The organism is Polyangium sorediatum, from assembly GCF_029946465.1.
GTDB classification, from domain to species: domain Bacteria; phylum Myxococcota_A; class Polyangia; order Polyangiales; family Polyangiaceae; genus Polyangium; species Polyangium fumosum.
In genome coordinates this window covers 27,786-48,842 of sequence record NZ_JARZHI010000007.1, presented here as the reverse complement: position 1 = coordinate 48,842, position 21,057 = coordinate 27,786, and the positions used below count along the sequence as shown (strand labels likewise).

Here is a 21,057-nt window from a genome sequence, read left to right as displayed (position 1 = left end):
GCGCGTGGCGAGGGGGACGCGCGAGCGTGGCGCGAGGGGGTAGGCGCGTGGCGAGGGGGACGCGCGAGCGTGACCGAGGGGGTAGGCGCGTGGCGAGGGGGACGCGTGAACGTGACGCGAGGGGGTCGGCGCGTGGCGAGGGGGACGCGCGAGCGTGACGCGAGGGGGTAGGCGCGTGGCGAGGGGGACGCGTGAGCGTGACGCGAGGGGGTCGCCGCGTGGCGAGGGGGACGCGTGAACGTGACGCGAGGGGGTCGCCGCGTGGCGAGGCCTCCGGTCCACGGGGCAGGGGCGCGGCGCCCGAGCGAGCGCCGCGCCTGGCGTGGTTCTACTGAATCAGCCGCTTGATCTCGCCGCCCGCGACGTACGAGCCGCCGCCCGAGGCCTCGACGACCTCGTCGCAGACGTAGAGCACGCCGAGCTCGCGGATGCTGCGCGGGAAGCGGATGTTGTAGTTCGGGTTGAACCCGTCCGACACCACGCGCGCGCGGAGCTTCTTGCCCTCGGGCACGCATTGCACGAGCACGCCGTCGCCGATCTCCGTGCACGTCGGCAGATCCGCCGCCGTCGCCGGCGTCTTCGCCGCCTTCGAGGACGACCCCGACGAGCGCCGGGCGGACCCGCCAGAGCTCGCGCTCACCGTCTCGCCCGGCCGGAGCAGCCGCTTGATCCAGCCAGCCGCGCGGTAGAAGCTCCCGTCGTTGCTCCCCACCACGTTCTCGACGAGGTACGTCACGCCCTCTTGCCGGATCGCGCGCGGGAACTGCACGTTCTTCGACGCATCGAAGCCGTCCGAGATCACCTTGATCCGGAGCTTGCCGCCCTCCTTCTCGCAGCGCACGACCACGCCGCCGTCCGCGCTCGTGACCGTCGGCAACCCCGCCGCGCTGCCGCCGGCCGTGCCGCGCTGCGCGAGGTCGCCGCGGCTCCGCGCCCCGGCCTGGTACGACTGATCGCGCAGCTCCTTGCGGAGCACGCCGTCGTACGACCGCTTCTCCAGCCGGTCGGCGAAGTGCTCGAGCTGCTCGATCTCCTCGGCGAACGCGAACTGGTTCGCGAGCGGGCTGTTCCGCAGATCCTCGGCCATCTTCCGCAGCTTCTGCGCCGCGTTCTTGAGGTCGCCCTTGTCCGCGAGGTCGACCGCCTCGTCCTTGAGCTTCGCCGTCTCCAGGCGCCGCGCCTCGCCGATGACGTTGATGTCCTGCGCCGCCGCGGCCGCTTCCTCGGCCGTGCCCGCGTTCACCGTCACCACGAACTCGCCCGAGCCGTCCTTGATCGAGCCGTCCACCACCGTCTGGTACTGGAACTGGACCGACGCGACCTTGACCGGCCCGGCCTTCGTCGGCTTCACCTCGAGCTCGAGCGCGAGGACCTTGTCCTCCACGGCGTACACGTCGCCGAGCGTCACCTCGAGCTCGTTGCCCTTCTCCTGGATGCGGTACTTGTTCAGCACCCAGCCGTGCTCCACGACCTCGTCGGGCCGCACGCTCACCACGAGGTTCTGCCCGATCACGGAGGACAAACCTTCGAGCTCGATCTTGAAGACCTGCTCGACGTCCTCGGGCGACTCGATGAAATAGAAGTTGCCCTCGGCCTCGCGGGCCATGCCGATGAGCAGGTCCTCGTTGAAGCCCGAGCCGAAGCCGAGCGTCGTCGTCACGACGCCCTCGCCGGCCTTCTCGCCGGACGTCTTCTTCAGCACGTCGGGGTCGGTGATCCCCATGTTCGCCTGGCCGTCCGTGAGGAGCAGGACGCGGTTCACCTCGTCCTTTTTCGCGTGCTTCTTCACGTGCTTGACGCCTTCGAGCCAGCCGCCCGAGAGGTTCGTGCAGCCGCCGGCGCGCGCCTTGCCGATCTTGTCCTGGATGCCCTTCTTGTCCTTGGCGAGCACCGGATCGACGATCGTGTCGGGGCTGTCGTCGAAGATGACGACGCTCACCCGATCGTCCTCCTTCATCTCGCCGACGAGCGCCTGCGCCGCCTTGATGGCCTGGCGCAGCGGCGTACCGCCCATCGAGCCGGAGCGATCGAGGACGAGGCTCAGGTTCAGCTTCCTCCTCGGCGCGTCTTCCTTCTTCCCCTCTGCCCCGAAGCGGACGACGAGCGATACCTTGGTGGACTCACCGACGACGATCGTCGGCTTGCTCAATGCGTAAGTCGCTTTCACGGAGTTTCCCCTCTGGACGCCCGAAGTGGCCGCCCGCGCGGCCTAGAGACCTATCACAAGGCGACCAGGGCGGAAAATCAGGATCTCAGGGAGCGAAGAGGATGAGCCGAGGGGAAAGGATCTCGTCGCCGAAGTCCGGAGCCGTGAACTTCGCCTCCTTGTTGTCGCCCCAGCAGTGGAGCTGGCCCTTGCTCGTGCGCGCGCACGTGTGGCGCCATCCGGCCGCGATCTCGACCACGTCCGGCAGCTCCACGGGCAGGGGCACGTACGTGGTATTGGTCGTTCCATCGCCAATTCGCACGACCGTGCTCGACACGTAGGGCTTGCCCTCCGCGCCCGAGACGCTCGCCGTGTGCTGGAAACCCGCGGAGACGAAGATCGGCGAGGGCACCGCGGAGGCGTCCGTGGGCGACGTGCGCCACGTGAACTCCCCGTCGATCCCGAGCTGGCCCTGATAACCGTTCCCCCAGCAATATTGCTGTCCGCCCTTCAAGGCGCAGGTGTGCTCGTAGCCGGCCGAGATCTGCTCCACGGAGGTCAAGCTCACGACCTTCGGCGCGGCCTGATCCGGCCCGTCGCCGATCCCGAGCCGACCATAAAGGCCGTTCACGCCCCAGCAATGCAGGGTCCCGGCCTTCGTCACCGCGCACGTGTGCTCGAATCCCGCGGACACGTGGACGACGTCCGCGAGCGCCACGAGCGACGGCATGTCGACCTTCTCGCTCGGCGTCCCCAGCCCGCATTGCCCCATATCGTTCGCGCCCCAGCAATACAGCTCGCCCTGGCTCGTCACCGCGCACGTGTGCCGCCCGCCCACGCTCACCTCCTTCGCGCCGACGAGGCTGACCACCGTGGTGGGTTTGTCCTGCCAGTTCCCGCTCGCCGTCCCGAGCTGTCCGCTCGTGTTCCAGCCCCAGCACCGCACCGTCGTGTCCTCGAGGACCGCGCACGTGTGCGCGATGATCTGGTCCGCGCCAGCCGCATTCTTGAAGACGCCGCCGCCCGCGTCGATGTGGACCGCCTTTCCCCCGACGGCGACCTTCTGCGGCAGGTACTGGTCGAGCATGTCCCCGATCCCGAGTTCGTACGACGTGTTGCTCCCCCAGCAATACACGTCTCCGAGCGCCGTCCGCGTGCACGAGTGCCGGTAGCCGGCCACGATCTGCACCGGATCGTCGCACGTCGTCCCGGCGCACTGGAGCCCGCACCGGACGCCGCAACCGCCGCAGTTCGCCGGGTCGTTCTCGACGACCGTCTCGCAGCCCGGCGCGTCATCGCAATCGGCCGTCCCAGGGTCACACGAGGGAGCGCCGCCCGCGCCCCCGGTGCCGCCGGTGCCGCCGCCGCCCGTACCATAATCGCGTGGCTCCGGCGTGCACGCGGCCAGGACGACGAGGCCGACGACGAGGGCGCTTACGGAGAATGCATTTCGCATGATGAAACCTCGAAGGAAACCAAAGCCTACCGCGCTATGCTCGCGTACGGCGGCTCGATTGTCAATGCCGCCCTCACTTCGAGCGCGAAAGCCCCATCCTCTGCCGGCGCTCCCACAACGTCTTTCGGCTGATCCCGAGCCGCTTCGCCAATTCGGTCTCCGTCATGGTGTCCTGGTTTTCCACGACGAACCGACGGAAATACTCTTCCAGCGATACGTCCGAGGGCAACGAGGTCGGCGCCGCGCCGCGGCTCTCGTCCTCGGCCTCCAGGCCGAGCAAATCCGCGGTGATCGTCCCGCCCTCCGAGAGGATCAGCGCGCGCTCGATCGCATTCTCGAGCTCGCGCACGTTGCCGGGCCAGGAATGGGTCGTGATGGCCTTCTCCGCGTCCGGCGAGAGCGCGGGCACCGGCCGCCCCGCTTTTCGAGACCCCTCGGTGATGAAATGGCTCGCGAGCGCGAGCGCGTCCTCGCCCCGCTCGCGCAGAGGCGGCAGCCGCACCTCGATCACGCGCAGCCGAAAATAGAGATCGCTCCGGAACGTGCCCGCCTGCACCATCGCCGCGAGGTCCCGGTGCGTCGCCGCGACGAGCCGCACCGACACCTTGCGCGCCCGCGTCGAGCCCACGTGCCGCACCTCGCCCGTCTGCAAAAACCGGAGGAGCCGCGCCTGCGCCTGAAGCGGTAGCTCGCCGATCTCGTCGAGGAACAACGTGCCGCCGTCGGCCGCCTCCACGAGGCCCGCGTGCGCGCTCGTCGCGCCCGTGAACGCGCCGCGCTCGTGGCCGAAGAGCTCGCTCTCGATGAGCCCCTCGGGGATGGCCGCGCAGTTGACGGGTATGAACGCGCGCCCGCCGCGCCGGCTCGTGCGATGAATCGCGGCCGCGACGAGCTCCTTGCCCGTCCCGCTCTCGCCGAGCACGAGCACCGTCGCGTCCGTGGGCGCGACCTTGCGCAGGCGCGCCTCGACCTCGCGCATCGCTTGCGACCGGCCGATCAAGCCCTCGAACACCCCCTCGTCCGCGCGGGCGGCAGGCGCGGGGGGCACGTCCGCGGCGGGCCTCGGGCGCGACAGGATACGCTCGACGAGCGCGAGCAGCTCGTCGTGTTCGAACGGCTTCGACAGGTAATCGACCGCGCCCTGCTTCATCGCGTCGACCGCGGATCGCACGGTCGCGTAACTCGTCATCACGAGGACGGGCACCCCCCGTGTGCGACACGGATCGATGAGGTCCGTGCCGGGCGCGCCGGGCAGCCGCACGTCGGTGATCACGAGATCAAACGAGCCGAGATCGTGCTCTTCTTCGGCCTCGCGTACGCTCTGCGCCTCGGCGACGTCGTGGCCGGCGCGCGCGAGCAGGCGGCGGAGCTCGCTCCGGATGATGGATTCGTCTTCGACGAGGAGGAGCCGCGGCATCAGGTCGTCCCGCCAAACGCGGAGAGCGCATCCTCGCCCAGACGGGGCGCGAGCGCGAGCGGAAGCCGCACGTGCACCGTCGTCCCCACGCCCGGTTCGCTCTCGACCCACACCACGCCGCCGTGCTCCCGCGCGATGCTCTCCACCACGGCGAGCCCGAGCCCCGTGCCCTCGCCGCGTGGCTTCGTCGTGAAAAAGGGGTCGAACATCCGCGCTTTCACCTCCTCCGGAATGCCCGTCCCCGCGTCGATGACGCGCAGCACCACCGACGCGTCCTGCCGCTCCGCGTCGATGAACACGCTGCCTCCCTCCTGCGACGCGTCACAAGCATTCGTCAGCAGATTGATGAGGATCTGCGTCAGGCGTTGCCGGTCGGCGTGGACGGCGAGGTCGTCCGGACAGACGTTTTCCATCTGGATCCGCTTGCCCGTCCGGTCGAGCCGCACGAGCGCGATGGCCTGATCGACGACCGGCGCGAGCGGGACACGGGCGAATGCGCCCTCCGGCCCCGGCTCCACGGCGCTCGTGCCTGCATGGCTGTAGCCGAGGAGCGATCGAACGATCGCGTCGATGCGCCCCGCTTGCTCCAGGATGAGCCGCGCCCGCGCCCGCGCCTCGGCCGCGTCCGGCTCTTCCGCGAGGTTCTGCGCGAGGCAGGTGATGCCGGTCAGGGGATTGCCGATTTCGTGCGCGACGCCGGCCGCGAGCCGACCGACCGAGGCGAGGCGATCCCGATGCACGAGCTGCGCTTCGAGCGCCGCGCGCTCCGTGCGATCTTCGAGGAGGAGCACGAGGCCAAACGGCGCGCCCGTCTCTCCAGCGCCTTCGGCATCGAGGGAGGCCTTGTGCAGCCGCACGGCGAGGCGGCGCCGGCCGTCGTCGAGGGCCACGTCGGCCTCCGCGCGCGCCGCGTCGTCAGCGAACGAGGAGAGGATGGGCCCGAAGGGAGCGGGGAGCCGTTCGAGGGGCAAGCCCGAGGCGGCCTCCGGCGCGAGGCCGGTCGTGCGGGCGAGCGCGCGGTTCCACAGAATGACGTCACGGCGTGGGCCGAGCGCGCAGACGCCGATGGGCAGCTCTTCGAGGACCGTGCGCAAATACCGCCGCAAAAGGTCGAGCTCGGCCGCGATTCCGGTGAGGCCGAGGGCGGGCCGATTGAGGCGTTCGTCGAGGAAGCGGAGCTGATCGGCGATCGCGGCGTCGTCGCCCTCGCTGCGATCGGCCGGATGCACGAGCAGCCGCGCGAGGATCGGCCCGAAGAGGCCCGAGAGGTTTCGCTCGACCTGATCCCCGAGGCGGCGCAGATCCGCGCGGCCGAGCCCTTCCCGTGAAAGACCAAGTTCGCCGAGGGCCCGCGTGATCTCGGCCTCGGCGACGGCGGCGTCCAGCTTGCGCGCGAGGGCCTGTTCGAGCTCGGACGCCGAGCCCCACGGCGTCGCGGGGGGCCCGACGACGATCGCCTCCCGCGCGCAGATACGCGCCGCTTCGGCTTCCTCGGGAGATTGCCTGCCGCGCAGCGATACGCCACCGAAGAGCGCCACGTTCACCGATAACGAGAGCACCGTGGGCAAGGTCCAGCTCTCCCCGAGGTCCGCGCCGAAGAGCGCCCGCGCGCCGAGATCACCCGGCAAAACCCCGGTGCGCGAGAGCAAGGGCAAGAGCGCCGCCGCCACCCACACGAGCGACCCGGCGCCGAGACCGCTAAGAAGTCCGGCCCGCGTGGCGCGTTTCCAGAAAAGAACGCCGAGCAGGCCCGGGAGGAACTGCGCGAACGCGACGAACGACACGAGGCCCGTCTCGACGAGCAGCCCGCCGCGCTCCTGGACCCGGTAAAACCCATACCCTGCGAAGATGAGGGCCGCGACCAGCGCGCGGCGCAGCCAGAGCAGACGCCGGTACGGGTCTTCGCCGAGCTTGTCGAGGCGAACCGGCAAGACGAAATAATTGACGCACATGCCGGCGACGGCGATCGTCGTGACGATCACCATCGCGCTCGCCGCGGAGACGCCGCCGAGGAACGCGAGCAAGGGGAGCTTCGTCGACCCGAGCGCCGCGGGCACGGCGAGCACGTACACGTCCGGCGAGGCGTCGAGCCCGAGGCGCTGGCCCGCCCACAGAATCGGCAAGACGGGCAGGTTGAGGAGCAAGAGGAAGACGGGGAACGCGACGGCCGCGAACCGGAGCGAGCGCTCCTCCGCGCCCTCGGCGAAGGCGACGTGGTATTGCCGCGGCAAGAGGAACGCCGCGCCGAAGGAGAGGAGGATCAGGGACGAATAACCCGTTCCCTCGCGCACGGGCGCCGCGAGCCGCTCGGTGACCTCGGGGTGGGCTGCGAGATACGCTTCGAGCCCCCCGAACCCGCCGTGCACGCCGAAGAGCGCCGCGGCGCCGACCGCGAGGAGCGCGACGAGCTTCACGACGGATTCGAATGCGACGGCGAGCGCGAGCCCTCCGTGCCGCTCGCGCGCCGTGAGGTGCCGCGCGCCGAAGAGCACGGTGAACGTGGTGAGCAGCGCGGAAAACCCGAGCCCGAGCGCCACGGGCGAGGCGGTGGGGGCGAGGGCGCGCGCGCTGTCGACGACGGCGTGAATCTGCTGCGCGATGTACGGGACGCTGGCGACGAGCGCGAGCAGCGTGACGAACACGCCCACGCGGCGCCCGCGATACCGGAACGCGAAGAGGTCCGCGAGCGAGGTGAGCTGCTGATCGCGCGAGAGGCGCAGGATGGGCTGCCAGACGAGCGGCGCGGCGATGCAGGCGAGCGTCGGCCCGAGGCACACCGCGAGGAACGTGAGGCCATGGCTCCCCGCGAACCCCACGCCGCCGAAATAGGTCCACGACGTGGCATATACGCCGAGCGAGAGCGAATACACGAGCGGGCTGCCCGTGAAGCGTCGCGGAATGGTCCCCCGCTCGGCGAGGTGCGCGAGCAAAAACAAAAGCGCGAGGTACCCGAGCGCGACGAGCGAGAGGGTGGAGGCCGCGATCGTCATGGTCAGGAGCCGCGTCCGCCGCGCTCGCCCCGCGCCGCGAGCGCCGCGAGCGCGATGAGCAGGGCCCACACGAGGAAGGGCGCGAGCCACGTGCGCCCCGGGTGCGCCCACGCGAGGCGCAGCGGGGACAGGGCGACGAAGGCCCCACATCCGAGCAGGACGAGGGAGATCTCGGCGGCGGAGGCGCGCGGAGGGATGCCCACGCCGCGACGTTACCAGATCCCCGGGGCCCTTGGCGCGCGTGGAGTGTGCTGACGCACTGCGTTCGTTACGAAAGGAAACGCCGCTTCGTTACGAAACACCACGCGATGCGGTTTTGCCGAGGCGCGCGCCCGCGATTCGCGCCTGGTACGCGCATTGCAAACCGGTTTTCCCGGCGAACGGGGACGTGCCCGACGCGGCGTACTCGGTCCCCCCGTTCCCCATTTTTTCCCGCGCGCTGGAGGGCCGGCGTGGCTTTGGGGGTCGTCCATGAAGAGGTGTCTCACGGCGACGGTGGTGATGGTCGCGCTCGCGACGACGGCGAGCGTGGCGCGGGCCGAATACGATCCGTCGATCGACAAGGGCGTGAAGATCGAGCTCTCGAAGGACGGAAAGCAGTACTTCCGCATCCTCACGTGGCACCAGATCTGGATGCGCTACAACGAGCACAACCCCGGCTCGCTCGTCCGCGGCGCGCCCCAGGACGCGAGTGTCGACATCGGCATTCGCCGGTCGCGCCTGCTCCTGCACGGCCAGCTCTCCAAGGACCTGACGATCCTCGCGCATTTCGGCATCAACAACCAGAGCACCGTCGGCGGCGGGTTCGGCGCGGGCGACACGCCGAAGAAGCCGCAGCTCTTTTTGCACGACCTATGGGGCGAGTACCGGATCGCCGGGGACGCGCTCGCGCTCGGCGTCGGCCTTCATTACTGGAACGGCGTCTCCCGCCTCGCGAGCGCGAGCACGATCAACTCGATGACGATCGATGCGCCGATCCACAACTGGCCGACGATCGACAAGTCCGACCAGTTCGCGCGTCAACTCGGCGTATACGTGAAGGGCATCCTCTGGAATCGCCTCGAATACCGGGCCGCCGTGAACCACCCCTTCGCCGTCGCGGGGGAGCCCAAGGAGGGGACGGCCGACTACGACCCGAACTCGAACATGCCGGCCGTGCAGGGGTATTTCAAGTACGACTTCCTCGAACCCGAATCGAATTCGCTGCCCTATTACGTCGGCACGTACCTCGGCAAGAAGAAGGTCCTGAACCTCGGCGCGGGGTTTTACTGGCACCCTGATTCGATGGCGTACCTCGACGGCGGCGACAAGCGGAAGGCCGACACGCGGATGTTCGGCGTGGACACGTTCCTCGACCTGCCCACGGGCTGGAAGGGCACGGCCGTCACGGCGTACGCGGGCCTCGTCCTCTCCGATTTCGGGCCGAACTATGTGCGGAACATCGGCATCTTGACCCCCTCGACGGCCCTCGCCGAAGGCGCGCCCGGATCGTTCAATGGCCCGGGCAACGCGGTGCCCACCGTCGGCACGGGCATGCAGATCTACGGGCACGCGGGGTTCTTGTTCCCCGACATGGGCCGCGCGGGGCAACTCCAGCCTTATGTCGCGGTGCGCCGCGGGCAATTCGAGGGCCTCGACGACGCCGTGCTCGTGCCCGACGTCGGGCTCAACTGGTTCATCGTGGGGCACCACGGCAAGCTCACGCTGAATTACCGCAGTCGCCCGGTGTTCTCGGCGCGGCCCGAGGGCAAACCGATCGAAACGGATCGCAAGAACGAAGTCACGATGCAGGCGCAGGTGTTCTTTTGACGAAGGCGCGCGCCGCTGCCGGAGCCATGGGAGGAAGAACATGAAATTCGCTGACGAACCGCTCGCCTACCATCCGAAGGTCCGCTCGATGGAGGACTACGAGACCCTCTATCGGCAGAGCCTCGAAGAACCCGAGGTCTTCTGGTCGGAGCGCGCCCGCGCCCTCTCCTGGTTCTACCCGCCCCACAGCACCATGGACGTCGACCCCGAGAGCGCGGACGTCGCCTGGTATTCGGGCGGGCGCCTCAACGCCTGCTTCAACGCCGTCGACCGGCACGCGGCCCACCGGCCGAACAAGATCGCGCTCGTGTGGGCGAAAAACGAGCCCGGCGCGTACGAGCGGATCTCCTTCCGCAAGCTCAAGCACGAGGTCTGCCGCCTCGCGAACGTCCTCAAATCGTTCGGCGTGCGCAAGGGCGACCGCGTGTGTCTCTACATGCCGATGATCCCCGAGCTCGTCTACGCGATGCTCGCCTGCGCGCGGATCGGCGCCGTGCATTCCGTCGTCTTCGCCGGCTTCTCGGCGGAGAGCCTGCGCGAGCGGATCCTCGACGCCGGCTGCGAGGTCGTCCTCACGGCGAACGAGGCGCTCCGCGGCGCGAAGCGCATTCCGCTGAAGCACATCGTCGACGACGCGGTCGAGGGGCTCTCGCTCGTCCATACGGTCCTCGTCGCGCGCCGCACGGACGTGCAGGTGCCCATGCACGCGGGCCGCGACCATTTCCTCGACGAGGTCATGGACAAGCACCGCTCGACGTGCCCCGTCGAATGGATGGCCGCCGAGGATCCGCTCTTCATCCTTTACACGTCAGGCTCCACCGGCAAACCCAAGGGCGTGCTGCACACGACCGGAGGCTACCTCGTCTATGCGGCCCTGACGCACGCCGTCGTCTTCGACCTGCGGCCGGACGACGTTCATTTCTGCACGGCCGACCTCGGCTGGATCACGGGCCATAGTTACGTGGTGTACGGACCGCTCGTGAATGGCACGACGACGGTGCTCCTGGAGACGCTGCCCAATTACCCCGACGCGAGCCGCATCTGGGAGGTCGTCGACGATGTGAAGGCCACGCAACTCTACACGGCGCCGACCGCGCTGCGCTCGCTCATGGCCGCGGGGGATGCGTATCTCGAGACGTCGAGCCGCGACACGCTGCGTGTCCTCGCCTCGGCCGGTGAGCCCATCAACCCGGAGGCCTGGCGCTGGTATCACGATCAGGTCGGCAAGGGCCGCGCCGCCGTCGTCGATACGTTCTGGCAAACCGAGACGGGCGGCGTCCTCGTCACGCCGCTGCCCTTCGTGACGCCCGCGAAGCCGGGGTCCGCCACGAAACCCTTCTTCGGCGTGGAGCTCGCCATCCTCGACGATCAGGGCCACATCCTCGATCAAAATGGCGTCAGCGGCAACCTCTGCGTCAAGCGCTCCTGGCCCGGCCAGGCCCGCACGCTCTACGGCGACCACCGCCGCTTCCGCGAGACCTATTATGCGCGTTTCCCGGGCCTGTATTTCACGGGCGACGGGTGTCTGCGCGACGAGGACGGCGACATCTGGGTCACGGGGCGCGTCGACGACGTGCTCAATGTCTCCGGGCATCGGCTCGGCACCGCCGAGGTCGAGAGCGCGCTGTCCGAGCACGACGCCATCGCCGAGGCGGCCGTCGTGGGCATTCCGCACGCCATCAAGGGCACGGGCATCTTCGCGTATGTCGTCCTGCGGCCCGGCGTATCGTACCGCAGCGAGATCGAGCTCCAGGGCGCGTTGAAAGAGCAGGTCCGCCACGCGATCGGCCCGATTGCCACGCCGGACGGATTCCGTATCGTCTCGGCCTTGCCGAAGACACGCTCGGGCAAGATCATGCGTCGTATCTTGCGCAAGATCGCCTGCGGCGAGACCGAGAACCTCGGGGACACGACCACGCTCGCCGATCCGACCCTCATGGACGAGCTGCTCGAAAAACCCGCCGAGGGCGCGGCGAAATCGCGTACGCTGGGCGCCGAGGTGAGGGCATGAACGAGAAGGATCTCCGCCGGGTCGCCGCGGCGCGCGACCGCATTGCGCGCGTCCTGACCGCGGCCACGATGTTCGCCTATTTCGGCTTCATCCTGCTCGTGGCCTGGGGCAAACCCCTGCTCGGCCATCTCCTCACGAGCGGCTTGAGCCTCGGCATGTTGCTCGGCTCCCTCGTGATCGTCCTGTCCTGGGTGTTCACGGGCATCTACGTCTCCTGGGCGAACCGGCATTACGACGTCCATGTCGAGCGCCTCGCCGGCAAGTCGAAACGCGGGGGTGGCACATGAACGGCGTACAGACCTCGCTCGGCGCGACGAGCGGCACGGCGATTGCGTTTTTCCTGGTCTTCATCTCGGCGACGCTCGCCATCACGGGCTGGGCCGCGCGCAAGACGAAGACGACGAGCGAGTTCTTCGCGGCCGGCGGCAACGTGAGCGGCTTGCAGAATGGATTCGCGCTCGCCGGCGATTACATGAGCGCGGCGAGCTTCCTCGGCATCGCGGGCCTCGTGGCGACGAGCGGCTTCGACGGCCTCATCTATTCGGTCGGCTGGCTCGTCGGCTGGCCCGTGGTGACGTTCCTCATCGCCGAGCCGCTGCGCAACCTCGGCAAGTACACGTTCGCCGACGTCGTGGCCTATCGCCTCAAGAAAAAGCCCGTCCGCATCGCCGCTGCGATCGGCGGGCTGACGGTGATCTGCTTTTACCTCATCGCGCAGATGGTCGGCGCGGGCAACCTCATCAAGATGATGTTCGGCCTGCAATACGAGACCGCGCTGCTCATCGTGGGCACGGTCATGCTGCTTTACGTGCTCTTCGGCGGCATGATCGCGACGACGTGGGTGCAGATCGTCAAGGCGGTGCTCCTGCTCGGCGGTGCGACGCTCCTCGCGCTCCTCTCGCTCGTTCCTTTCGGGATGAACCCGCTCGCGCTCTTCGCGAAGGCGGCCGAGACCTATGGCCCGGAGGTCCTCGCGCCGGGCAAGCTCGTGTCGAGCCCGCTCGAAGCCGTCTCGCTTGGCCTCGCGCTCATGTTTGGCACGGCCGGCCTGCCGCACATCCTGATGCGCTTTTACACGGTGCCCGACGCGAAGGCCGCGCGCTCGTCCGTGTTTTATGCGACGGGCTTCATCGGCTTTTTTTACCTGGTCACGTTCATCCTCGGCTTCGGCGCGAGCGTGCACGTCGGTCGTGCTGCGATTACCTCGGTCGACAAGGGCGGCAACATGGCCGCGCTCCTGCTCGCCGAGGCCGTGGGCGGCCGTCCGTTCCTCGGGTTCATCTCGGCCGTGGCATTCGCGACCATTCTCGCGGTCGTCGCTGGCTTGACGCTCTCGGGCGCGGCGGCGCTGGCGCACGACCTCTGGGTCGGCGTGATCCGGCACGGGCAGGCGGACGAAAAGGAGCAGCTCAAGGTGGCGCGTGTCGCGACGATCGTGCTCGCGCTGGTGGCGATGGGCCTCGGCCTGCTCTTCAAAGGTCAGAACGTCGCATTCATGGTCGGCCTCGCGTTTGCCGTCGCGGCGAGCTCGAACTTCCCGGTCTTGCTCCTGTCGATCACGTGGAGGAAGTTCACGACGCGGGGGGCCGTGAGCGCGATCGTGGCGGGCGTCGTGAGCGCGCTCGTGCTCATCTGGATGTCGCCGACGATTCAGGTGGACCTGCTCAAGAACCCCACGGCGATGCTGTCCCTGAAAAACCCGGGCATCATCACGGTGCCGCTCTCGTTCGTCGTGGGAATCGTGGTGAGCCTGCTCTTCCCGGAGCCCGAGGCCGAGGCGAAATATGCCGAGGTCGAGCGCCGCATGCACCTCGGCGCGGAGGATGCGGAGCCCGCTCCGGCGGAGTGAGCCTTACGCGCTTTCTTCCAGGGGATTGCGGTAGACCTCGTCGAGATCGAGCTTGCAGCCGATCGAGGTGAGCTCCGCAGCCCCTTTTTCTGCTGTGTCGTGATGGCTCCACGAGCCATCCGTCTGTCGGCGAAATACCTCGATGCGTCGACGCTCGGACGACACGAGGACGTACTCCTTCAGCGAGGGGATCTGTTTGTAGTCGTAGAATTTATCTCCGCGGTCGTACGCTTCGGTGCTTGGGGAGAGGACTTCCACCAGCACGATCGGATTCGTGATGCTGTACTTGTCTTCTGGATCGTACTCGAGCTTGCCGCAGACGACGCTGACGTCCGGGTAGGTCGCGAGGCCCGTCGCGAGCACCCGGACGCGGGTGTCCGGGCTGAACGTTGCGCAGGGGCGTCCCTCGAGCTGCTTACCGAGCGTGAGACCCACGCTCATCGTGAGACGACCGTGCTCCGGCTTTCCCCCCGCCATCGCGACGATCTCACCGTTCCGGTACTCGTGTTTCGTCTCCGCCTTCTCCTCGAACGCGATGTATTCGGCGAACGTGACAAGCTTGCGAGAGGCCTCTCCCATGTGCGGTGCCTCCTTGCTCATCGCCCTACCACGCTCCTTCCGACGGGGAAAGATTTGGTTTTACCTTCTGGAACCCGGTTTCACCCCGCTACACCAGAAGTTTCACCGTTTCTTCATGAACATTTTCGCCCGTCGACACATCCCCCCGCTCGGCCTTCCGCATGAGCCGCCAGATGTGCCGCCCGAGCACGTCGATCTCCGTCGACGCGTATTGCTCGCCCCCGAAACGCTGGATGTTCTCCGTCTGCAACTTCAACAGCGCCGCGTCCTGCGCGAACACCTTGAGGCCGAGCGGCAGCAAGAACGGCTTGAGCAGCCAGCCCGGGAAGAGCCGCACCCTGAAGCTCACCACCGCGTAGATGTGCGTCAGGAAGTCCGTCACCGGCGTCATCGCGGCCGACACCAGAAAATGGTTTTCCGTGCCAATCTTGTACTCGACCTCCGCGATCGAGGGCAGGATGAACCGATCGAAATGCGTCACCTCCCCGCCCGACGGCGAGAGGATCCGCGCCACGAGGCCCGTCGGGCGCGGCTCGCCCACGTACTCGGCCACCACGCGGTCGTGCGTGCGCGTCACACGCGCCTCGATCTCGATGCCCCGCGGCTTCGATCGAAACAGGCCACTGTGCAGGTACTGCGTGTGCGGCACGTCGAGCGCGTTCTCCAGCGCCGCGTGCATGGTGCTCTCGGACTCGACCCGCCGTCGCACCGTCGTGTAACCCGCGCCGAGCGCGGGGAAACGATACGGCTCGGTCTTCGGCGCCTCGTTTGGCGTGGAGTAGACCCACACGAACCCGTCCTGCTCGCGCGCCGCGTAGCTCGGCGCGTTGCGCGCCTTCGCCCCGGCGTCGCCGACGAGCGACGGGACGAACTTGCACGTGCCCCCGCGGTCGAAGCGCCAGCCGTGGTACGAGCACTGGAGTTGCCCCTCGACCACCTCGCCGATCGAGAGCGGCACGTTCCGGTGCGGGCAGCGGTCGAGCAGCGCGCCCGGCTTGCCCTCGCCGTCGCGGAAGAGCACGAGCGGCACGCCGAGCAAGGTCCGCGCGATCGGCCGATCCCCGAGCTCGTTCGACGCCGCCACGACGAACCAGTGGCCGTGAAGGCGCGCCACCGAGGCCCGCACCTTTGCGCGCGGCGGCGCGAGCAACGCCTCGGCTGGCAGGAGGGGCGCGCTCTCGGAAGGCTCGGTAGCGACGTCGCGATCGTCGGGTCCCATCACGCTCGAAGCCTCCCCACTTTCGGTCCCGATGGCAAGCGCCGGTTGCGCTCCCCTCATGCTGCACCGGCACGGCCCGGCTCTTCTCTTCCCAACGGCGCCCAGGACGGCTAGGCTCCGCGGCCGTCGCGTCATGCTTTCCCGAAAGACCTTCGCTCGTAGCCCCCTCCTCGCCCTCGTCCTCTCGCTCCTGCCCGCCGCGTGCGGGGGCGGTTATGCGCCGCGCCCGATGTACGGGCAGGCCGATCGAGGCGCCGACACCGATCAAGACGGCGCCGCCGACATCGACGACGCTTGCCCCGCGGACGCCGAGGATGGCCTGCCGCCGAAGGCGAACGACGGCTGTCCCGCGACCGATCCCGACAACGACGGCGTCCTGCTCGCCGACGACAAATGCCCCTACGCGAAGGAGGACGGCCTGCCGCCGAAGGCCGACGACGGCTGCCCCTCCGACGACGAGGACCAGGACGGCGTCGCCAATGCGAAGGACAAGTGCCCGGTCCAGCCCGAGGACAACCTGCCGCCGAACGTGGGCGACGGCTGCCCCTCGCCCGACCACGATCAGGACGGGGTCGCCGACGTCAACGACAAATGCCCGAACCAGCCCGAGACGATCAATGGCTACCGCGACGACGACGGTTGCCCCGATCAGGCCGCGGGCGAGGTCGCGTACGACGAGGCTTCGCACGAGATCGTCATCCCCGAGACGAAAAAGGTCGATTTCGAGCTCGATTCGGCCGAGCTCACCCCGGCCGCGAAGGCGACCGTCGCCGAGATCGCCAAGGTGCTGAAGCAAGTGCCGCAGATCCAGCGCATGGAGATCGAGGGGCACGCGTCGAGCAAGGGCGATAAATTTTACAACCTGAACCTCACCGAGCGCCGCGCCCAGGCCATCGCGAATGCCCTCGTGGCCGGCGGCGTCGAGAAGAGCCGGCTCGTCCCGGTCGGGTATGGCGAGTATTGCCCGGCCGTCGATCGCGGCGACGAGGTCGACGACCCCGTCAACCGGCGTGTGCTCCTCAAAGCCGTGCAGGTGAACGGCGTTTGGCAAGACGTACCCCGCGGCTGCTGGCGCGCGAAGGCGGCCGGGATCGATCCCACGAAGCGCAAGCCCGGCGTGTGGCAACCCCCGTCGAGCCAGCCTTCTTCGCCGCAGACGCCTTACGTCCCGCCCGCCGGCGGCGCGTGAACGAGCATCATTTTCCTGGTCCATCGAGGAGCTTCGTCATGTCTTTCCTGCGTCGTTTCGCCTCCCTTCCATTCGTCGCCGCCCTGCCGCTGCTCGTCGGCTGTGGCCCCAACCAAGCGCAGATCGAACCGAAGAACGTGGTGAATGTCACGGTTCGGCCGGCGTCGGGGCAATTGCTGTTTTGCCCGGGGGACCCCTTCCAGGTCGAGGTCGTCGCGAAGCTGAAGGACGGCACGTCCTGCAGCAACGTCGACGCGAACAAGGGGTGCATGAATGAAAAGGATACGGTCATCTCGTCGGAGATGGTGCGCATCCAGGGCAGCTCGGGCTCCATCGGCGGCGGGAATTTCATCTGGGTGCCGGAGAAGGACGTCCTCAAGACGGCCGACACGGGCATGGGCCTGCGCGGCTGGCTGGAGTCGGCGACGAGCGGCAAATCGATGGAGGGCGAGGCCCAGCTCAAGCCGGTCTACGATTGCCAGGGGGAGCAAAAGATCCGCGGCGGGAAGGGGCGCGAGGGCGAGCCGGGCGCGCCGGGGCCGGAGATCACGGTCTCGATCACCACGCTCTCGACGCCCTTTTATCCCGACGCGGCGCTCATTCGGCTCGATTGGCCGGGCAGCCGCGCCTACCTGATCAGCCCCTCGGCGGACAAACCCGTGCGGATCACGAGCATTGGCGGGGAAGGCGGCCAGGGCCGGGAGGGCGCGCCCGGCATTCCGGGCAAGGACGGCAAGGACGCGAAGGAGGACTGCCTCGACGGCACGGACGGCACGAATGGCACGGACGGCGGGCCCGGCGGTCGAGGCGGCGACGGCGGTGCCGGTGGTTTGATCAAGGTCATCCTCGACGACGCGAACCCGGACAAACTCAAGGGGCGGCTCTTGCTCCAGAGCGTCGGCGGGCCGAGCGGCGATCGGGGGCCGGGCGGCAAGGGTGGTTTTGGCGGCAAGGGCGGCCAACGCGGCATGCTCAAGGCGGGAGAGGCCTCCTGCAATCCGAAGGACGGCAAGAATGGGCAGCTCGGGCGAAGGGGCCCGAGCGGCGATACCGGTCGTCCGGGGCCATCGGGACCTGCGCCCGTCTTCGAGATGGGGCAACGCGCGGTGATGTTTGCGAACGAGATCTCGATCATTCAGCGGATCGAGGCGGGGAAGGGGAAATGACCCTTCAGAAGACGAGCTTGGTTTCGCCGCCGGCGAAAGGCTCGCGCTGAAAGCGGCCGGAGAGAGTCCGGCCGCTTTCGTCTTCCGGCAGCTCGATTTGAAGGACGGCCGGCGTGCCCGGCACGACCCGCACGAGGTCCGCGCCGGTGGTCAGCACGGTCTTCAGGCGCGTCTGTCCGTGGATCCAGAAGCTCAGGTCCTGCTCGGGGTCGCAGGGCTCGCCCCATTCAATGGGCGCGGGCCCTCGGTTGTCGAGCGTGAGCTCGACCGTCGTTCCGGAGACGGCCCGCAACGTCGCCACGTAGGATTGCCGGTCGCCGAGGACGCGGTATTCGACGACGTTGCTCTCCGCGCCGCCCCAGCGGCATGACGCGCGGTACACGCCGACGTCGCGCATGCTCCCGCTCACGGAGGAGGAAATGCTCATTTCGTGGACGCCGCCGGAGGGAATCTCGATTTCTTCCGGGGGGAAGGGCCAGGGCGCACGGGGGAGGAAAGGGAGCCACTGCCCTCGTTCGTCCGTCGTGAGCAGGCTCATCCCGTCCGGTTTCTCGCCCCGGACCGGCGCGGGGCCGTGGTTCTCGATCCGCAATCGGAATTGGATCGAGGAGGGCTGGAGCGCATACGGCGTATGCGCGTGGAGCGAGAGCGCGAGGGGCACGGTTCGAGCCTTCGGATCAGGGCCGGCCGAGCACGCTTTCGATTGGCGTGAGCGGCGCGGCCGCGAGGTTCTTGCAGCCGGTGACGCGTTTGCCGGCGAGCGTGTAGCTCGTCGGCGGCGGCTGCGTTTGCACCATGGAGACGCGCAGCTTCCCGCCGTCGAGCCGCGCTTCGAGTGGTTTGCCCGCCATCTCGGTGTACGGGACGATGCAGGTCGAGCGGGCGAGCGCGACGTCGTAGTCATGCCCCGCGGGCGGGTTCGGCCGCAGGCGATCCTCGACGCCGAAGACGTCGGTTTTTCCGGGCAAGGCGCGGAGCACGAAGCGGGCCTCGCCCTCCTCGTATCCTTGGAGCGCAAAGGGTTTGGCGTCGTGGATCCGCATTTCGAGCCGGTCGCCGACGAGGACCGCATCGTATTCGCGGCCGCTGTCGCTCCGCCAGCGCCCGGCGAGGGCGGCGAGAGGGTGTTTCGTGTCCACGCTCGGCGCCGCGCTCGCGGGCGCGGGGGCGCTCGCTGCATGCTCCACCGGAGGCGGGTTCTTGGCCTCCGTGCGCCTTTCGTCCTTGGGCGCGCCGAACAAGCCGAGCGAATACGAGATGCCGAGCCCGGCGAGGGCCGCGACGCCCACGGTGAACGCCACGGCCATGCCGCGCTTGGGCGAAGGCTCGTTTCCGGGCGCCGTGATCACCGCGGCCTGCGCCGTCTGCGGGATGCCCGGCGGCGCCATGACGTTCGCGTGCAGCGGCGCCGCCGGCGCCGTCAGGTGGAGCGGGGCGGCGGGCGCAGTAGAGCCGTACAACCCCTGGCCCTGCGCGTCGAGCGCAGCGAGGATCTCCTCGCACGAGCTGAACCGATCCTCGCGGCGCTTCTGGGCGCAGCGTTCGGCGACGGCTTCGAGCCACGCGGGTACGTCGGGCCTGCGCGCGCGGATCTTCGGCAGCGGCTCCTTCACGTGCGACGTCATGATCATGTAATGGCTGTCGCCGTCGAACGGCACCTGCCCGACGAGCAGCTCGTAGAGCACGATGCCGAGGGCGTAGACATCGACCCGTTTGTCGAGGTCCTTCTTGCCGGTGCATTGCTCGGGCGACATGTAGAGCACCGAGCCGATGACGCCCTCGGTGTTCCCCTTGCCCTTTTGTGCGTCGCTCTCTTCTTTGGCGATGCCGAAATCCGTGACCTTGACGATGCCGTCCTTTGCGCGGATGAGCACGTTCGCGGGCTTCAAATCACGGTGGATGATGCCCTCGGCGTGCGCCGCGGCGACGCCTTGCACGATGGGGCGGAAGAGCGCGAGCGCTTCGGCGACGGAGAGCGGCGTGCCGGATTTCGCGTGGCGCGCGATGCGATCTTCGAGCGTCCCGCCCTCGATGAACTGCATGACGAGGCAGAGCCCGTCCTCGTCGGAGACGACGGCATTGAGGCGGACGACGTTCGGGTGGTCGATCCGGGCGAGCGCGCGGCCCTCGGCGAGGATGCGGTCGCGGAAATCCTTGCGATGCGCGTATTCGGCGCGGATGGCCTTCACGACGACGGGCACGTCGGTGTGCACGTCGCGCGCGAGCCAGACGACGCCCATGCCGCCTTCCCCGAGGGGTTTTTCGAGGGCGTACTTTCTGTCGACGATCGAGCCGGGAGCGAGTTCTTTCATGGGAGATCCGCGCAACAACGGAAGCCGGTGTTCGGGTTGGAACTTCCGCGTGCGAGCGTCGTGCTTGCCGAGGAGCAATCCATGTCGTGGTCCAAGGTCGTATAACCGCCTCCGCGGCGCCGGCAGGAGTTGTCCGCGGGCATGTCGCCGGGCGTCTCGTCGCAGGAATCCTCCCACTCCCACACGTTCCCGCTCATATCAAAGATCCCCGGGAACCCGCCCTCGCACGTCGGCAGGTTCTTGACCGGGACGACGTCGTTATGCTCGGAACTTTGGCCATTGCAGGCCGTCGGATTGTACGCGTCACCGTAGGGGTGGGCCTTCGCGCCCCCGCCCGCACAGGCGTTGTGCCATTGGCTCTTCGCAGGATTGCCGGCGGATTCGGTGAGCGGCAGGGCCCCCCCGGCGATCTGGCCGCAAAGACGCTTGCCGTGCGCAGCACAGAACGCGAACGCATCGCACCAGTCCACGTTCGCGACGGGCACGCTGTTTTCCGGCGTCATGTTCGTTGGGAGGAACGTCGTATTCCAGTCGCACTGCGAGGGCTGTGCCATCATCGGCATCGACTTCGTCCACGCGAGGTATTGCGCATTCGTGACCTCGGTGCTGTCGATACAATAAAATGGTCCCCCGTTCGGAGCCTGCACCATCGCCATGGTCGGCGTGTTGGGGATGTCGGGGCACGCCAGCGGACCCCCGCCCGAGCCGCCGCTGCCGCCTGTCCCACCGCTGCCGCCGCTACCACCTGCGCCGTCGCCCCCGATTCCGCCGCCGCCCCCGATTCCACCCGCGCCGCCGCTACCGCCGCTGCCTGCACCACCCGTCGTCTGCAGCTCCGGCGCGCACGCCACGAGGAGGATCAGCATTCCCGCGGGCAGTGTCCACGCGCTCCGTGACTTCATCGTCCGCCCCAT

At 68.5% G+C, this 21,057-nt stretch carries 16 protein-coding genes; 6 read left to right on the top strand and 10 right to left on the bottom strand.

What is annotated here, in order from left to right:
* Positions 1-328 precede the first annotated feature (328 nt).
* The 5 genes from QHF89_RS10965 to QHF89_RS10945 all read right to left on the bottom strand — a co-directional run bounded on the left by QHF89_RS10965 (position 329) and on the right by QHF89_RS10945 (position 8,212).
* Positions 329-2,167 (bottom strand): vWA domain-containing protein, encoded by a 1,839-nt coding sequence (locus QHF89_RS10965; RefSeq protein ID WP_136967000.1) that lies wholly within the window; start codon positions 2,165-2,167, stop codon positions 329-331.
* Positions 2,168-2,252: 85 nt separating this feature from the next.
* Positions 2,253-3,602 carry a hypothetical protein gene (locus QHF89_RS10960; protein WP_136967001.1) on the bottom strand — a complete coding sequence of 450 codons (1,350 nt, stop codon included), beginning with the start codon at positions 3,600-3,602 and terminating at the stop codon, positions 2,253-2,255.
* Between the two features lie 73 nt (positions 3,603-3,675).
* Positions 3,676-5,019: a sigma-54-dependent transcriptional regulator gene (locus tag QHF89_RS10955; protein ID WP_136967002.1), complete on the bottom strand. Its 1,344-nt coding sequence runs from the start codon at positions 5,017-5,019 to the stop codon at positions 3,676-3,678.
* Positions 5,019-8,009 (bottom strand): ATP-binding protein, encoded by a 2,991-nt coding sequence (locus QHF89_RS10950; RefSeq protein WP_136967003.1) that lies wholly within the window; start codon positions 8,007-8,009, stop codon positions 5,019-5,021. Before QHF89_RS10950 ends, QHF89_RS10955 begins: the two co-directional genes overlap by 1 nt.
* Positions 8,010-8,011: 2 nt before the next feature.
* Complete coding sequence (locus QHF89_RS10945; protein WP_136967004.1) at positions 8,012-8,212, bottom strand: hypothetical protein; 201 nt, start codon at positions 8,210-8,212, stop codon at positions 8,012-8,014.
* Positions 8,213-8,480: 268 nt separating this feature from the next.
* On the opposite strand from QHF89_RS10945, the gene QHF89_RS10940 reads away from it, so the two are divergent.
* From QHF89_RS10940 to QHF89_RS10925, 4 genes are read left to right on the top strand one after another with little or no spacing between them, the layout of a single operon-like run.
* Positions 8,481-9,818 carry a hypothetical protein gene (locus QHF89_RS10940; protein ID WP_136967005.1) on the top strand — a complete coding sequence of 446 codons (1,338 nt, stop codon included), beginning with the start codon at positions 8,481-8,483 and terminating at the stop codon, positions 9,816-9,818.
* A gap of 40 nt (positions 9,819-9,858) precedes the next feature.
* A complete protein-coding gene (gene acs / locus QHF89_RS10935) occupies positions 9,859-11,829 on the top strand; it encodes an acetate--CoA ligase (protein WP_136967006.1) in 1,971 nt (656 codons plus the stop codon).
* A complete protein-coding gene (locus QHF89_RS10930) occupies positions 11,826-12,116 on the top strand; it encodes a DUF485 domain-containing protein (protein WP_136929011.1) in 291 nt (96 codons plus the stop codon). Before acs ends, QHF89_RS10930 begins: the two co-directional genes overlap by 4 nt.
* The gene (locus tag QHF89_RS10925) at positions 12,113-13,678 is read left to right on the top strand and encodes a sodium:solute symporter family transporter (protein WP_136967007.1); all 1,566 of its coding nucleotides are present in this window, start codon (positions 12,113-12,115) and stop codon (positions 13,676-13,678) included. The genes QHF89_RS10930 and QHF89_RS10925 overlap by 4 nt, the downstream gene beginning before the upstream one ends.
* A gap of 3 nt (positions 13,679-13,681) precedes the next feature.
* On the opposite strand, the gene QHF89_RS10920 is transcribed toward QHF89_RS10925, so the two are convergent.
* On the bottom strand, positions 13,682-14,257 hold the full coding sequence (locus QHF89_RS10920) for a Uma2 family endonuclease (protein ID WP_136967008.1): 576 nt from the start codon (positions 14,255-14,257) through the stop codon (positions 13,682-13,684).
* 88 nt (positions 14,258-14,345) lie between these two features.
* The gene (locus tag QHF89_RS10915; protein ID WP_136967055.1) at positions 14,346-15,476 is read right to left on the bottom strand and encodes a Rieske 2Fe-2S domain-containing protein; all 1,131 of its coding nucleotides are present in this window, start codon (positions 15,474-15,476) and stop codon (positions 14,346-14,348) included.
* 133 nt (positions 15,477-15,609) lie between these two features.
* On the opposite strand from QHF89_RS10915, the gene QHF89_RS10910 reads away from it, so the two are divergent.
* Both QHF89_RS10910 and QHF89_RS10905 read left to right on the top strand, forming a co-directional pair.
* On the top strand, positions 15,610-16,665 hold the full coding sequence (locus QHF89_RS10910; RefSeq protein WP_136929009.1) for an OmpA family protein: 1,056 nt from the start codon (positions 15,610-15,612) through the stop codon (positions 16,663-16,665).
* 38 nt (positions 16,666-16,703) lie between these two features.
* Complete coding sequence (locus QHF89_RS10905) at positions 16,704-17,831, top strand: hypothetical protein (protein ID WP_136967010.1); 1,128 nt, start codon at positions 16,704-16,706, stop codon at positions 17,829-17,831.
* Between the two features lie 4 nt (positions 17,832-17,835).
* Here the strand turns inward: QHF89_RS10905 and QHF89_RS10900 are convergent, their stop codons facing one another.
* Genes QHF89_RS10900 through QHF89_RS10890 form a run of 3 tightly spaced genes read right to left on the bottom strand, consistent with a single transcriptional unit; the run spans position 17,836 to position 21,045 of the window.
* Entirely contained in the window at positions 17,836-18,492 is a 657-nt protein-coding gene (locus QHF89_RS10900) for a hypothetical protein (RefSeq protein WP_136967011.1), read from the bottom strand.
* A gap of 16 nt (positions 18,493-18,508) precedes the next feature.
* A complete protein-coding gene (locus QHF89_RS10895) occupies positions 18,509-20,143 on the bottom strand; it encodes a serine/threonine-protein kinase (protein WP_136967012.1) in 1,635 nt (544 codons plus the stop codon).
* Positions 20,140-21,045 (bottom strand): formylglycine-generating enzyme family protein, encoded by a 906-nt coding sequence (locus tag QHF89_RS10890; RefSeq protein ID WP_284720352.1) that lies wholly within the window; start codon positions 21,043-21,045, stop codon positions 20,140-20,142. The genes QHF89_RS10895 and QHF89_RS10890 overlap by 4 nt, the downstream gene beginning before the upstream one ends.
* Between the last annotated feature and the right edge of the window lie 12 nt (positions 21,046-21,057).